Consider the following 14,855-nt stretch of genomic DNA (forward strand, 5'->3'; position numbering starts at 1 on the left):
CGTTCAGCGCCTCAGTTCGTCGGCCATCCCGCGCAGCGCCAGCGCCGCCCGGCGCTGCAGGGCCGGCCCGAACGTGACACGAGTGGCCCCGAGTTCACCGAGCGCGGTGGGCGAGGGGCCCTCGCCGTCCAGGAGTCCGAACACATTGAGCGGCCCCTGGATGCCGGACCGCAACAGGGGCAGTACGCCCACCGGGGCGCCGATCGGATAGACGCAGTCGGCGCCCGCGGCGACGTACAGCGCGGCCCGCCCGATCGCCTCTCCGGGATCGCCGTCGCCGTGGGCGAACGTGTCCACGCGCGCGTTGACGAACAGCCGGTCACCGGCCGCGTGCCGCACCTCGGCGAGCCACTCGGCGTGCTCGTGCGGGTCCTTGAGGACACCCGCGTGGGAGTCCTCGAGGTTGCAGCCGACGGCCCCCGCCTCCAGCAGCCGCTCCACCAGCTCCTTCGGCACCAGCCCGTACCCGCCCTCGACGTCGGCCGACACGGGGATGTCCACGGCCCCGGCGACGCGCGCCACCGCGGCGAACATCTCGCCGGCCGGCGTGGCACCGTCCCGGTGGCCGAGCGACGCCGCGATCCCGGCGCTGGGCGTCGCGAGCGCCGGGAACCCCGCCTCCTCCATCACCCGCGCGCCGGCCGCGTCCCAGGGGCCGGGCAGGACGAGGGGGTCGTCCGGGAGACGGTGGTGGTGCAGGGCGCGAAAGACGTCCACCTTGCTCATGGCCGATGACCTCCCGGCGGGATCCGGCGGCTGACCATCACCCGGTTCCAGTTGTTGATGGCGACGATCAGGGCGATGAGATGGGCGAGCCGACGGTCGTCGAAGTGCCGGGCCGCTCCGGCGAGGACGGCGTCCGGCACGAACCCTTCCGTCAGGACGGTCACCGCCTCCGTCAGCGCGAGCGCGGCCCGCTCACGCTCGTCGTAGACGCCCTCGGCCTCCTCCCAGGCGGCCAGCAGGTCCAGCTGCCTCTCGCTCACCCCGTGCTCACGGGCGATCGTGAGGTGCATGTCCAGGCAGAACGCGCAGTGATTGAGCTGCGAGGCCCGGATGACGACGAGTTCGGCGAGGGCCGGATCGCCGAGCCCCTCCTTCGCGGCCGCACTGAGCGCGGACAGGGCCTGGGCGACCTCGCGGTCGAGGAGGTCCGTACGGCTCACTGGTGCTTCCCCGCCTCGTAGTGCCCCGGGACCATACGGCAGGTCACGCCGAACCGGTTCCACGCGTTGATCACGGTGATCGCGGCGATCAACTGGGCCAGCTCGGCCTCCTCGAAGTGCTTGGCGGCGTGCGCGTACACCTCGTCGGGCACGAAGCCGTCGGTGAGGACCGTGACCGCCTCGGTCAGCGCCAGGGCCGCGAGCTCCTTCTCCGTGTAGAAGTGCGCCGACTCCTCCCACGCGCCGAGCTGGACGATCCGCTCGACGCTCTCCCCGGCGGCGAGGGCGTCCTTGGAGTGCATGTCGAGGCAGAACGCGCAGTGGTTGAGCTGCGAGGCGCGGATCTTCACGAGCTCCAGGAGCCTCGGGTCCAGGCCCTGCCGGGCGGCCGTGTCGAGGCGGAGCATCGCCTTGTAGACCTCGGGGGCGTGCTGGGCCCAGGCGAGACGGGGCTGGTGTTCGGGGGCGTTGGAGTCGGTTCGCGCTGTGGTCATGCCTCGACCCTAGGAGCAGGGCAGCCCAGGAGTATGGTCCACTTCCATGGCGAAACCCTGGGCCACTTTCGGCGTCGACCTCCACCTGGAACCCACCGGGCCCGGCATCCGTCGCGGCCTCACCGACGCCCTCCGCGAGGCCGTCCGTACGGGCCGCCTGGCCCCGGGCACCCGGCTGCCCTCCTCCCGCTCCCTCGCCGCCGACCTGGGCATCGCCCGCAACACGGTCGCGGACGCCTACGCCGACCTCGTCGCGGAGGGCTGGCTCGCGGCCCGCCAGGGCTCGGGCACCCGGGTGGCCGAACGGACCCTCACGCCACCCTCCGGTTCCACCGCCCACCCCGTCACCCCGGAACGCCCTCCGCCCACCGCCGAGACGCACCTCGCCTTCTCCGGCCTGCGGAACGTTCCGGGTGCGGGTGCGGGTGGGGGCTTTGGCTCTGGGGCGCGGACCGTTCATGGCTCCGGCTCCGGCGCGTCGGGCCTGTCTGCGGTTTCTGCTTCCGCTTTTCGCCCTGGCGCATCCGGCCTCCTGCCCGTGACCCCCGTGGCCGCAGCCCGTCGCACCCCCGGCTCTCCGCCCGCGCATCGGCCCGCCTACAACCTGGATCCCGGCACCCCGGACCTCGCCTCCTTCCCCCGCACCCAGTGGCTCAAGGCCGCCCGCCGTGCCCTCGCCACCGCGCCCTACCAGGCTCTCGACTACGGCGACCCGCGCGGCCGTGTCGAACTGCGTACCGCTCTCGCCGGCTACCTCGCCCGCGCCCGCGGCGTGCGCGCCGACCCCGATCGCATCCTGGTGTGTGCCGGGATCTCGCACGGACTGCGCATGCTCGGCGCGGTGCTGAGGGCCAGGGGCGCGCGCACGGTGGCCGTGGAGTCGTACGGCCTCGACGTGCACTGGAAACTGCTGGCGGGCGCCGGTCTGCGGAGCGTGCCGCTGCCGTTCGACGAACGCGGCACGGATCCCGGGGAGTTGACCGACCAGGGCGCGGCCCTGCTCACGCCCGCCCACCAGTTCCCGATGGGCGGCACCCTGCACCGCGACCGGCGGGCGGCCGTCGTCGACTGGGCGCGCAGCACGGGCGGGCTGGTCGTCGAGGACGACTACGACGGCGAGTTCCGCTACGACCGCCAGCCCGTCGGCGCCCTCCAGGGACTGGACCCCGATCACGTGGTCTACGCGGGCACGGCCAGCAAGTCCCTCGCCCCCGGTCTGCGGCTGGGCTGGCTGGTGCTGCCGCCCGGCCTCATGGAGGAGGTGCTCGCGGCCAAGGGCGGCATCGACAGCTGCGGTTCCCTGGACCAGCTGACCCTCGCCGAGTTCATGGCCTCCGGCGCCTACGACCGTCATGTGCGCGCCGCCCGGCTGCGGTACCGGCGCCGCCGCGACGCCCTGGTGGCCGAGCTCGCACGGCGGGCCCCGCAGGTCCACGCCACCGGGATCGCGGCCGGCCTGCACGTGGTGCTGCGGCTGCCGCCGGGCACAGAACAGGCGACGCTGCGGGCGGCGGCCTGGCGGGGCCTCGCGGTGCACGGACTGCACCGCTACCAGCATCCCGAGGCGACCGTCGAGCGGCGCGACGCGCTCGTCGTCGGATACGGGACACCGCCGGACCACGCATGGTCGGGCGCCCTGGAAGCGCTGTGCGCGGCGTTGCCCGAATAACACCGCCCGTAATTGCGCCGTCTGTTTGGGCTGTTCATCATTCCCGAATCCGATTGCGCGGATAGAGTCGCCCCCATGAGCAACAGTGAATCCATATCCCGTGTGGCCCTGAAGAAAATCACCCCCGACGTGTCCTCGGCGATGGGCTCCCTGCATGTCGCCGCCGTTTCCGCGGCCCAGGACGCCAAGGTCGAACCGGAACTCCTGGAACTGATCCGGATCCGCGCCTCCCAGATCAACGGCTGCGCGTTCTGCCTCGACATGCACACCAAGGACGCCCGCGCGGCGGGGGAGACCGAGCAGCGCGTCTACGCCCTGAACGCCTGGCGGGAGACCCCCTTCTTCACCGCCCGCGAGCGTGCCGCACTGGCGTTGACCGAGGCCGTGACCCTCGTGCACGACGGCCAGGTGCCGGACGCGGTCTACGCCGAGGCCGCGGAGGTCTTCGACGAGACACAGGTCGCCGCACTGATCTGGGCGGCCACCGTCATCAACGCGTACAACCGGATCGCCATCGCGACCCGAATGGCACCTGGGGCTTATCAGCCGAAGCCCAAGAGCTGAAGAAAAGCCGCAGAAGAGCCGAAGAGGAGTTGCGGAACAGCTGAATTCAGGCACCCGGAAAGGCGCCGCGTCCTCTTCGATGCGGCGCCTTTCCGGTGAGGGAATTCAGTAACTCGGCAGCGGCTCCATGATGTCGTCCAGCCAGGCCCGCCATTCCGGGGCGCGGACCGCCGGCGCCGCCCGCAGAGTCCCTCCGGTCCATCCCGTCACCGGCCGGATTCCGTGCAGCGCGTTCACCAGCCACACCTCACGGCCGTCCAGCTCGGCCACGGTCCGCTCCCGGTGGGCGACGTGGATCCCGTCGCGCCGGGCCCGCTCCTGAACGAGGGCGACGGTCACCCCGGGCAGGACCGGCAGCCTGGGCGGAGGCAGGCACAGGGTGTCGTCCTCCCACCACAGGACGCTGGCCGTGGCCGCCTCCAGCACGGTGCCGGAGGGCACGACCAGCACCGCCTCCTCCGCGCCCTGTCCGGCCGCCCGCTCGCGCACTCGGGCGAGGGTGCCGAGGTCCGGGCCCTTGCGCCGGGGCACGATTCGCGGATCGGACTGGCCCGCGGCCCAGACCCGCACACCCGCCCCGAGCGGGGGCGCGTGCCGCAGGAGCAGCCGCAACTCCAGGGAGCGGGGCCCGAGTTCGACCCGGGGGAACCACTCACCCGTACGCGGCAACGTGTCGGCCATGTCCCGCCAGAACTCCAGCAACCGGCGCAACGGTGGTCCGCCGGCCTCGCCGCAGGCCCGCAGGAACCGCTCCCGGTGCCGTTCGAACCCGCGCACCCTGCCGTCCCGTACGAGCCAGGAGTCCGCGACCAGCAGAGGCGCCGTCGACACCGACGCCGGGGTCAGCCCCCGGCTCGGTGACCATGCCAACAGGCCCTCCGCGACGACCGGTTGTGTCACAGCGGTTCCTTCCTCCCTCAGTACTTGCCGCCGGCGTTCACCGGCGCTCCGTGCCGCGGCCCGTAGGGCGCGTGCTCCAGCCACGACCCGCACCACGGCAGTACGGGCGCGAGCGCCGCCGCCGCCCGCTGTCCGACCCGGACGATCCGGCGCCGGGGCCGCAGATGGTCCAGCGCGGCACCGGCGGCGGCACTGTTGAACAGCGCGGCGGCCCGCCGTACGTCGGCGAACTCCTCGACCGAACCGCCGGCGATCGCCTCCGCGGCGGCCGCCGCGTCCGCGATGCCGCTGTTCATGCCCCGCGCCCCGAACGGCGGGAAGAGATGCGCCGCCTCCCCGACGAGCAGCACCCGCCGGTGCGGATCGGTGAACGAGACGGCCACCTTGCGCAGAAAGCGGTACGTCGACACCCACAGGATCCGCTCGCCGTACCCCTCGCCCACGACCCCCGGCAGCCAACGCCGAACGGCCTCCTCGGTCCCGAACTCCTCCTCCAGGTCGTCGTCCCGGCACTGGAGGTCGACCTGGAAGCCACCGGTGAACGGCACCCGCATCACACTGCGGCCGCCGACCCCCGGATGCTCGTAGTGGAAGACCCGCTCCAGCGGCAGCCCGGCACCGGGAACGTCGGCCACGTCGACGACCACATGGAAGCCCTCGCCCCGCTCCCCTTCCATGGCGACGTCCAGCGAGCCCCGCACGACCGACCGGGCGCCGTCGGCGGCCACCGCGTACGCGCAGCTCCACTCCCGCCCGTCCGCGCAGCTCAGCCGCACCCCGGTCGCCGTCGTGCGGACGCCCAGCACGCGCGCGTCCCACACGAACTCCACGCCCGCGCGCTCGCACGCGGCCCGCAGGAAGCGCTCGGTGTCGACCTGGCGCAGGCTGGTGAAGGGCGGTCGGCCCGGCCTCGGCGGATGGGTGCGGGAGTACACCTCACGCCCCCGGTACAGGGTCCGCCTGGTCCCCCAGGTCCGCCCGTACGAGGTGATCTCGTCGGCCAGCCCCGGCAGCATCCCGTCGAGCAGCGCGAGGGTCTCCCGGTGCACGAACAGGGCCCGGCTGCCCGGCCGTTCACGGTCCTTCGGGTCCGCCTCCAGCAGCACGACCGGCAGGCCCCGCGCCCGCAGTGCGAGCGCGGCGGACAGACCCACCGGTCCGGCACCGACCACCACGACCGGTGTCACGCGCGCGCACCCTCCGCCAGCATCCGGGTGATCTCGACCCGCTTCACCTTCCAGGTCGCGGTCAACGGCAGCTCCTCGAACCGCCACTGCCGCGGCTCGGCCATCGCCGGCAGGTCGGCCGTCGCCTCCCGCCAGCGCTCGGGGTCCAGCGGCTGCTCGCCCCGCACACACACCACCGGCACCGGCTCCCGGTCGGCGCCCGGCACGATGACGACCTCCCGCAGCTCCTCCAGCCGCTCCATCAGGGTGTCCTCGACCTCCAGATTGCTGTGCACGGAGTCGATCCGGTCGATCTCCCGGTCGATCAGATGCAGACCGCCCAGCCGGCTCCGGTAGCCCATGTCGCCCATCTCCCACCAGCCGTCGTCGAGTTGACGGTCGTAGCGGTCCTGCATACCGAGGTAGGTGAGGATCCGCCCCCGGGTACGGGCCTCGATCCGGCCGGTGGTGCCGGCGGCGACCCGCTCACCGCTCGGCCCCGTGACCCGCACGCGTGTGAAGCCCGGTATCCCGATGCCGACCCGCCGCCCGTCCGCGCGTGCGGCACTGCGCCGGGTGAACCACTGGAAGGCGACCGGCCCGGTCTCGCTCTGCCCGTACAACTGGATCAGCCAGGGCGTACGGCGCTTCGAGGCGTCCAGCAGCCGCCGTACCGTCCGCGGATGGATCGCGTCGAACGTCGAGCCGTACGACCGCACCCGCGACAGGGGCGCCCCGGGCGCGTCGGCCAACTCCTCCCACAGCACGAAGGTGTTGGGATGCGTCTCCACGATGCCGGGCCGGTGCCGCGTGAAGAGCGGCGCCACGGCGGCCGGGTCCGGGTCGGTGATCAGCACCAGCGGGCTGCCGAAGTGCAGCAGGACACCGAGCAGATGGTAGAAGCGCGAGTGGACGAACGACATGTGCAGCGCCGCTGTCTCCCCACGCGTCGGCCAGCCCATGGCCTTCTGCGGAACGAGCCGGTTCCACATGGTGTTCGCGCAGTGCACCGCCAGCTTGGGGAGTCCGGTGGTGCCCGAACTGTGGGTGATCAGGGCCGGTTCACGGGGGTGCAGGCGCACGGGAGGCGGCGGCTCGGCGCCGGAGTACTGCGCCAGGGACTCGGCCCCCGGCGCCGCGTCCACCGACAGGACCTGCCGCACCCGCAGCCCCACCCCCTTGAGGGGCCCCGCCAGCTTGGCCCCGTCGGTCACCAGCCACGGCTGTCGGAGCCGCTCGATCAGCTCCCCGACCACCTCACCGGCCAGGCCGGGCGAGAGCAGCACCGGCACGGCGCCGATACGGGCGATCGCGCAGGTCAGCAGCACGATGTCGACGTTGTCCGTCTTGTGCACGATCACCTGCTCCGAGGGCCGTACACCCGCCTCCCACAGCCGGCCGGACAGGTCCTCGACGACGTCCGCGAGCACCGGGTAGGTGAGGTCGACACCGAGGGCCGGGTGGGTGTCCAGGGGCCGGTCCAGGGTGACGAACACGGCGCCGTGGCGGTCGGCCGCCCGGCGGAACACCGGGCCCAGATAGAACCCCCGGTCGGCGAAGGGGGGTTGCTGCTCTCGCATGGGGCCGTTCCTCTCTGCGGTACGTCTGCGGGTGGGTCCGTCGTGCCTCTGCGGCGCCTGTGCGGTGGTCACCAGGCGCCCTGACGGACCAGGTGGCGGCGGAGTTTGCCGGTGGGGGTGCGGGGGAGCGAGGGGACGAGACTCACGCTTCTGGGCACCTTGAACGCGGCCAGCCGCTCCCGGGCGAGCCGGAGGAGGTCCTCCTGCAGGCACTGAAGGCTCTGCAGGCCGATGTCCTGCGGGGCGGCGGGTACGACGAACGCGCGCAGCCGGCCGACTCCGGTCCCGTCGGTGACGGTCACGACCGCGACCTCCTTCACCGCCGGGTGGGTACGCAGTACGGCCTCCACCTCCAGCGGGGAGACGGTGATCCCCCCGACCATCTCCATGTCGTCGGCGCGGCCCAGGTGCCGGTAGGTGCCGTCGGCTTCGCGGACCGCCCGGTCACGGGTGGCCAGCCAGCCGCGGACCAGGGTGCGCCCGGTCTCCTCGGGCCGGTTCAGATAACCGGAGGTCACCGTCGGTCCGCGCACCCACAGTTCGCCCTCCGTGCCGTCCGGGACCGAGGCGCCCGCGCGGTCGCGCAGCTCCACCTCGAAGCCGGGCACGGGGCGGCCGACGGTGCCGGGACGGTTGTGGTCGAAGCTGTTGGCGCAGAAGGCGTGACCGGACTCGGTGGAGCCGATCTGCTCCAGCACCGGCGCCCCGAGCAGCTCAGTGACCTGCCTCCCCAGCTCCCCCGGCAGCCCCTCGCCGGCCGACACCGCGGCCCGCACCGAGGCGAAGCACGTCCCGTGTCCACGGCCCCGGTCGGCCACCAGCGCGGCGTACGCGGACGGCACCGAGTAGAGCAGCGTCACCCGGTGCCGGACCACGAGCTCGTCCACGGCGGCCGGGGTCGGGCGTCGGTCCACCAGCACCGCGGACGAACCGGAGAACAGCGGGAAGACGAACGCGTTCCCGAATCCGTAGGCGAAGTACAGCTTCGACACCGACAGGGTCACGTCGTCCCCGGTGATCCGCAGCAGCCGCCGGCCGATCAGGTCGTGGTACGCCTTCGGGTCGCCGTGCGTGTGCACGACCCCCTTGGGACTGCCCGTCGTGCCGGACGTGTACTGGACGTACAGCGGTGTGTGCGCGTCGACCGGATGGGCGGGGGCCGGCTCGGCGGAGGAGGTGAGCGCGAGCAACTGGTCGGCACCGAGCCGGGCCCGGTCGGCGAACCGGTCCTCCAGCCCCGGCCCCGTCACACACAGCGCGGCGCCGGTGTCCATGGCCATGAACGCGTGGTCCGCCGCGGGGAGTTCGGGGTTGACGAGCACGGCGACCGCACCGAGGCGCGCGATGCCGAGGAAGGCCACCACCCATGCGATCCCGTCCGGCAACGCCAGCACCACCCGGTCACCCGCGGTGACGCCATGACCGGCGAGCACGGTGGCCGCCCGGGCCGCGAGCGCGTGCACCTCACCGTGGGTCCAGGCCCGGTGGCCCTGGTGGAAGGCGGGCCGTTCGACCCAGCCCCGCCGCTCGGCGAGATCGGCGAGCTGGGCCGCGAGGTTGCCGGGTACGTCGGAGCCGACCGGAGACACAGCCGGTGCCGATGACGGAAACGGGGACGGAAACGGTGGCGGTGATGATGACGGCGCGGTCTGCTGAATCGTCATCGGAGGGACTCCTCAGTGGCCGTGCGTTCCCCGTGGACCGCCGTCTGTTGCCGCTGCTCCGCCATCCGGTCCGCGGTGTGCAGGTGCAGGGCTCTCATCTGGGCCGCCGTCTTCAACAGCATCTCGTCGTACTCGGCGACCGGATCGGAGTCGAGGACGATCGCGCCCCCGGCGCCCAGATGCATCAGCCCGTCGGCGAACACCGCCGTCCGGATCACGATGTTGAGATCCGCGCCCCCTCCGCACCCCAGATATCCGAGGGCGCCGGAGTAGACACCGCGGGCCTCGGTCTCCAGGGAGTCGATGATCTCCAGGGTGCGCAGCTTCGGCGCCCCCGTCATCGAGCCGCCCGGGAAGCAGGCACGCACGCAGTCCACCGCGTCGATCCCCTTGCGCAGCCGCCCCTCCACGGTCGAGACGAGCTGATGCACCGTCGCGTACGTCTCCGTGGCCATCAGCCTCGTCACCCGCACCGACCCGGTCCGGCACACCCGCCCCAGGTCGTTGCGGAGCAGGTCGACGATCATCAGGTTCTCGGCGCGCGTCTTGGGGTCCGACGCGAGCGCGTCCCGAAGCCGGGCGTCCTCCTCCGGCCCGCTACCACGAGGCGCGGTGCCCTTGATGGGCCGCGCCTCGGCGACCCCGTCGCCGGTGATCCGCAGGAACCGCTCCGGCGACGAACCGGCCACGTCGACGTCCCCGAACCTCAGAAACGCTGCGTAGGGCGCCGGGTTGACCCGGCGCAGCACCCGGTAGAACGCGTACGGGTCCGGCGGGGCGGGTAACCGGGCCGCGTTCGTCAGACAGACCTCGTAGCTCGTACCCGCCCGCAGCTCACGCGCGCAGGACTCGATGTCGGCGAGATAGGTCGCCCGGTCCCGCACCAGCCACGGCTCGGCGGCGCCGATGTCGGGATCGGACTGCGCGGACGGTGTCTGCCGAGCGGAGGACGACGGGGTCCTGCCCCGCAACGCCCCGCCGCCGGACGATGCCCCGCCGTCGGGTACGGCCCTGCTGCCGGGCGAGGGAGTCTCGTCGGGTTCGGTGGCGACGAAGGTCAGCTGGGCCAGCGCGCTCTCCAGCCAGTCCTCGGCCTCCCGCGCGGCCTGCGGGGTGTCCTCGGCCAGACAGACCGCGTAGGTGAACCTCTTCAGATGGTCCACGGCTATCAGACGGTCGGCGAACAGCCAGCAGGCGTCCGGGACTTCGGAGGAGTGCCGGTTGGGCGAGCCGCAGTCGGCCTTCGTCTCGTACCCGAAGTAGCCGACATAGCCCCCGGTGAAGTCGAAGGGCAGCCCGGACCCGTCCACCCGACGGCTCGTCAACTGCCGTCCGAGATAGTCGAAGACACTCGCCGTGACCTTCCGCGTCGGCCGCCCGGCCCGCTCGATCTCGCATCGGCCGCTCTCGACGTCGTAGCGGACGAACTCCGCGAGCGGACCACTGTCGTCACCGAAGAACGAGAAGCGTGACCGCCCTTCCTCGACGAGCGCGCTGTCCAGCCAGAACGCCCGCGGTGACGCCGCGTACATCCGGGTGAACGCGGCCTCCGTGTCGACGGCGCCCGCGATCCGCCGGGTGTGCAGACGGTAGGCGGGAGCGGCCCGCCGAGGGCGCGGAATGACCGACGAGGACCGGGGGATCGTCGCCTCGGGAGGCGGCACGGCGGTGTTCTTCGTGCGCAGCCTGCGGGCCCGTTCCGCCGTGAGATTACGGAAGTTGACGAGCATGCGGTGGCCGTAGTCGGTGAGTACGGACTCCGGATGGAACTGCACACCCCACAGCGGCCGGCTGCGGTGTCTGAGCCCCATCAGTACGCCGTCCTCGGCCCAGGCGGTGGCCTCCAGTGCCTCCGGGAGCGGCTCGGACACGGCCAGCGAGTGGTAGCGGACCGCGGTGAAGTCCTGGGGGAGGCCCCGGAACAGATCCCGTCCGTCGTGCCGGACCGACGACAGATGCCCGTGCCGCGGCTCCGGTGCGGCTGTCACCCGGCCTCCCTCCCCGAGCGCGATGCCCTGGTGCCCCAGGCAGACACCCAGCACGGGAATGGACGACTCGGCCAGTACAGCGGCACTCAGGCCGAAGTCGCGCGGCTCGGCCGGGTGCCCCGGTCCGGGCGACACCACGACGTTGTCGAATGCCGCGAGGTATTCCCCGAGATCGGGAATCGCGGCGACCGCGTCATTGAGGACCACAACCGGTTCCTCGCCGTTGACCTCGGCGAGCAGCTGGAACAGGTTGTACGTGTACGAGTCGTAATTGTCGATGAGCAGGGTCTTCACCCGCCCACCTCCCTCGGTTCGTTCCGGACCTATGCGGTCCGTCTTTTGTGCCGTCCGCGGAGGGCCTGGAGCGGCGGATACAGCCATTTCTTGAGGAAACGCTGAAGCCGGGGCATAAGAATCCAGGTGACGAGAGCCGTCACACACAGGCACAACAGCAACGTGCGGACAAGCGGATTAAGTCCGCCGAGATAAGGAAGAGCGATCAGATTGAACAGGAGCACCGGCGGAAACACCGCGCTCATGTTCACGAACCAGAGCTTCCATTTCGCCGGCGGGGTGGGCGCTTTCGGCATGGCGGTCTGGGAGTCGAACCACAGTTTGGAGCCCCGCACGCTCCTGCGCTCCGTCTGCCGGGCGAAGTCCACCGCCCGGAGATGCCACTGGGTCCGGGCGGCCGAATCCTCCCAGGCCCGGGCCGTTCCCTCACTGGCGAAGCGATAGACCACATGCCACTCCGCCTCTCGGTCGACAAGGACGCCACCCCCCAGAAAGCCCGGCTGAGCCGAACTCGCGGCCAGCATGGCCCACCCCCACGAGTGGAAGTCGGCCTCACGGCCCGGCACCACGTGATAGGCCACGGTGACGGTGACGGGATTGCTGCTCACGGCACTCAGTACGCAGCTTCTTCACAGCACGTTCAAATTTTCAACGATGTTTTTCGAGTGTCCGGATCGTGGCCCTTTATTGGACTTTCGGTCGCCTTGGTGTGCTCTGTCGAGTGGTACCGGGAGTAACTTTTCCGGAATTCGGCGAGCTCATTTACGGAAAGCAATCGGAAGTCGCCTGGAGTCGTGCGGAAGCCGCATGAGATCCGCCCCGAAGCCGGCCGGAAGGCGCCTGGGATCCGCCCGGAACTCACCAGGGAGAATCGGAGTGAACGGCACCGTCACTCCGCCTCTGCCGGCGCCTCCCCGAACCTGGCCAGCGCCAACGCCCCCGCGACGGCCACGGCGAAGCCCAGCACCGCCACCCACCCCAGCCCCTCCCGGGTGCGGTCCCCGAGCCACACCACCCCTACCAGCGCGGGCCCGATCGTCTCCCCGATCACCATCCCCGCGGTCGCCGTGGTCACCGAGCCCCGCTGCAGCGCCGAGGTGAGCGCCAGGAAGGCCGCACTCCCGCCGACGAGGAGCGCGTAGGCCGCGGGGTTGGTCAACAGCTCCGAGGGGGCGAGCGAGTCGATCAGCCGTACCGTCACCTCGACCACCCCGAACCCGCACCCCGCGCCCAGCCCGAGCGCCAATGCCCGCTCCCGCTCCGGGAGTTTCCCGCCCGAGAGCGCCAGCCCCAGCACGGCCAGGGACGCCCCGAGCATCACGTACCCCAGGGCCGCCGGCGCGCTCCGGCCGCCCTCGGTCCCGGACGCGATCCCCAGCAGCGCCATCCCCGCGCACACCACCCCGACCGCACCCCACTCGCTCCTGTTCAGCCGAACCCGAAGCAGCCGCGCGGAGACCACCGCGGTCACCGCGAGACTCGACGCGAGCGCCGCACCGACGGCGTAGATCGGGACCGAACGCAGCGCGGCGATCTGCAGCAGGAACCCCACCCCGTCCAGTGCCAGCCCCGCCAGATACCGCCATTGCCGCACCGCCCGCAGGAACAACGTCACCGCGAACGCCGACCCGTCGCCGCCGTCGCTCGCGTCCGCCGTCCGCGCCGCCATCGCCTGCAACACGGTGGCCGTTCCGAAGCAGGCGGAAGCACCGAGAGCGCACACCATTCCAAAGAGCACAAAGGGACCTTAGGCCAGGGGGTGAAGGGTGGGCCGCTTCCGGTCGAGCTCTTACTGATCTCTCGGCTCCCCGCCGGACGTCGGAAATCGGCACACCAGGCCCACAGCCCGGCCCGGCGGGAGACGCGAACACGGCGGCCGCACACCGACTCATTCGCCCGGGCACCATCGCGCTCGGCGGTCCGGGCCCGCCCGCCCGCCACGGCAGCCACACCCTCGGCAAGGGCGCCAGGCCGTCGCGGACAAGGACCGAAAACTCGTCCCCTCCCTCAAGGGCGGCTAGTGGAACGGCAGTTAGCCGGACTTCCCGAGGGGGCCGCCGGGCCTTTTCGGCGGAGTGGGTCCACGAGGCCGTGCCGTGATGGCGCCTCTGGCGAGTGTGCCGAAAACGCGTTGTCACGCCGGGCCTCACCGCGTTACCGTCCTCGCACTCTGAAGCACACGCTCTCTGGAACCATCGCCGCAGAACGAGAGCAGGTCCGCGCACAGCGCGCGGCGCCACGGAGGGGCGGCACAGGATCCGGCCGACCGGCGGATCCCTTACGCCCTCCGGAGGACACTCCCATGAACATCGGCCTCGGCCTGCCCGTCGACGACCCCGCCCACCTGCTCACCTGGGCCCGGCGCGCCGACGCGGGCCCCTTCAGCACCCTGGGCCTGCTCGACCGTCTCGTCTACGACAACCCCGAACCCCTCGTCACCCTCGCGGTCCTCGCCGGCGCCACGTCCCGCATCCGTGTCCAGACCGAGGTCCTCATCGCGCCTCTGTACAACACGGCCCTGCTCGCCAAGCAGACCGCGACCCTCGACCGCCTCTCGGGCGGCCGCTTCACCCTCGGCATCGGCGTCGGCGGACGCGAGGACGACTGCCTGGCGGCCGGTATCGACCTCCACAGCCGAGGCCGCCGCCTCGACGAGCAGATGACCCTGCTGCGCCGCACCTGGTCCGGTGAGCCGTACGGCGAAGGCGTCGGCCCCATCGGCCCCGCCCCCGCCACCCCCGGCGGCCCGGAGGTCCTGTTCGGCGGCTTCGCTCCCGCCGCCCTCGAACGGGTCGGCCGCTTCGGTGACGGCTTCCTCGGCGCCGCCCTGCCGCCCTCCTTCATGTCCAAGCTGTTCCGCGACGCCGAGACGGCCTGGCAGAGGCACGACCGCCTGGGCCGCCCGCGCCTGGTCGCCCAGGCGAACGTCGCCCTGGGCCCCGACAGCACCCTGGACCGGGCCCGTGGCAACCTCCGCGACTACTACGCGTTCAGCGAGCACGTCGCGTACATGGAGAGCGGCATGCTCACCACCCCCCGGCAGATCCGCGAGGCGACCGACGCCTACTTCGGCATCGGCGCCGACGAGGTGATGCTCTACTGCTGGGCCTCGGACCCCGACCAGATCGACCGCCTCGCCGACCTGCTGTTCTGACGTAGTCCGCTGCCACGGCTTCGAGGCCCGGAACCCGCGACCGGACCTCGAAGCCGTCGCTCGCATGGTGGACGCCGCACCGGCGCCGCTCACCCCGGCCGGTAGGCTGGCCGACAGGCCGTGACTGGCGCGCTGGGATGGGACGGACCATCGGGGAGCGGCCTGTGAGTGACCAAGTGCCGTGCGCCTGGGCCGAACCGTGATCCGTGACCGCCA

At 72.0% G+C, this 14,855-nt stretch carries 13 protein-coding genes and 1 riboswitch; of the genes, 3 read left to right on the forward strand and 10 right to left on the reverse strand.

Annotated features, from left to right (window positions below; translation table 11 throughout):
• Positions 1-3: 3 nt before the first annotated feature.
• The 3 genes from OHT57_RS30885 to OHT57_RS30895 are packed head-to-tail and all read right to left on the reverse strand — an operon-like array spanning position 4 to position 1,660.
• Entirely contained in the window at positions 4-726 is a 723-nt protein-coding gene (locus OHT57_RS30885; protein ID WP_328749844.1) for an isocitrate lyase/PEP mutase family protein, read from the reverse strand.
• A complete protein-coding gene (locus OHT57_RS30890; protein WP_328749846.1) occupies positions 723-1,166 on the reverse strand; it encodes a carboxymuconolactone decarboxylase family protein in 444 nt (147 codons plus the stop codon). The genes OHT57_RS30885 and OHT57_RS30890 overlap by 4 nt, the downstream gene beginning before the upstream one ends.
• Positions 1,163-1,660, reverse strand: a complete 498-nt coding sequence (locus OHT57_RS30895) for a carboxymuconolactone decarboxylase family protein (protein ID WP_328749847.1) — start codon at positions 1,658-1,660, stop codon at positions 1,163-1,165. Before OHT57_RS30895 ends, OHT57_RS30890 begins: the two co-directional genes overlap by 4 nt.
• A gap of 46 nt (positions 1,661-1,706) precedes the next feature.
• Between OHT57_RS30895 and OHT57_RS30900 the strand changes: the two genes are divergently transcribed.
• Both OHT57_RS30900 and OHT57_RS30905 read left to right on the forward strand, forming a co-directional pair.
• Complete coding sequence (locus OHT57_RS30900) at positions 1,707-3,329, forward strand: aminotransferase-like domain-containing protein (RefSeq protein ID WP_328749848.1); 1,623 nt, start codon at positions 1,707-1,709, stop codon at positions 3,327-3,329.
• A gap of 75 nt (positions 3,330-3,404) precedes the next feature.
• Positions 3,405-3,893, forward strand: coding sequence for a carboxymuconolactone decarboxylase family protein (locus OHT57_RS30905; RefSeq protein ID WP_328749850.1), 489 nt, complete (start codon positions 3,405-3,407; stop codon positions 3,891-3,893).
• Positions 3,894-3,998: 105 nt separating this feature from the next.
• On the opposite strand, the gene OHT57_RS30910 is transcribed toward OHT57_RS30905, so the two are convergent.
• From OHT57_RS30910 to OHT57_RS30940, 7 genes are all read right to left on the reverse strand, one after another.
• Entirely contained in the window at positions 3,999-4,793 is a 795-nt protein-coding gene (locus tag OHT57_RS30910; protein WP_328749851.1) for an aminotransferase class IV, read from the reverse strand.
• A gap of 17 nt (positions 4,794-4,810) precedes the next feature.
• Positions 4,811-5,980, reverse strand: coding sequence for an FAD-dependent oxidoreductase (locus OHT57_RS30915; protein WP_328749852.1), 1,170 nt, complete (start codon positions 5,978-5,980; stop codon positions 4,811-4,813).
• Positions 5,977-7,539 (reverse strand): class I adenylate-forming enzyme family protein, encoded by a 1,563-nt coding sequence (locus OHT57_RS30920; protein ID WP_328749853.1) that lies wholly within the window; start codon positions 7,537-7,539, stop codon positions 5,977-5,979. Before OHT57_RS30920 ends, OHT57_RS30915 begins: the two co-directional genes overlap by 4 nt.
• A gap of 68 nt (positions 7,540-7,607) precedes the next feature.
• Positions 7,608-9,203, reverse strand: coding sequence for a benzoate-CoA ligase family protein (locus OHT57_RS30925; protein ID WP_328749854.1), 1,596 nt, complete (start codon positions 9,201-9,203; stop codon positions 7,608-7,610).
• Positions 9,200-11,485, reverse strand: coding sequence for a chorismate-binding protein (locus OHT57_RS30930; protein ID WP_328749855.1), 2,286 nt, complete (start codon positions 11,483-11,485; stop codon positions 9,200-9,202). The genes OHT57_RS30925 and OHT57_RS30930 overlap by 4 nt, the downstream gene beginning before the upstream one ends.
• Positions 11,486-11,514: 29 nt before the next feature.
• On the reverse strand, positions 11,515-12,093 hold the full coding sequence (locus tag OHT57_RS30935; RefSeq protein ID WP_328749856.1) for an antibiotic biosynthesis monooxygenase: 579 nt from the start codon (positions 12,091-12,093) through the stop codon (positions 11,515-11,517).
• Positions 12,094-12,374: 281 nt separating this feature from the next.
• Positions 12,375-13,211 (reverse strand): hypothetical protein, encoded by an 837-nt coding sequence (locus OHT57_RS30940; RefSeq protein WP_328753371.1) that lies wholly within the window; start codon positions 13,209-13,211, stop codon positions 12,375-12,377.
• Positions 13,212-13,787: 576 nt separating this feature from the next.
• Here OHT57_RS30940 and OHT57_RS30945 point away from each other — a divergent pair.
• Entirely contained in the window at positions 13,788-14,639 is an 852-nt protein-coding gene (locus tag OHT57_RS30945) for an LLM class flavin-dependent oxidoreductase (RefSeq protein ID WP_328749857.1), read from the forward strand.
• Positions 14,640-14,749: 110 nt separating this feature from the next.
• A riboswitch (ZMP/ZTP riboswitch) is annotated at positions 14,750-14,839 on the forward strand.
• The last annotated feature ends 16 nt before the right edge of the window (positions 14,840-14,855 follow it).

The organism is Streptomyces sp. NBC_00285 (assembly GCF_036174265.1).
Classification (GTDB): domain Bacteria; phylum Actinomycetota; class Actinomycetes; order Streptomycetales; family Streptomycetaceae; genus Streptomyces.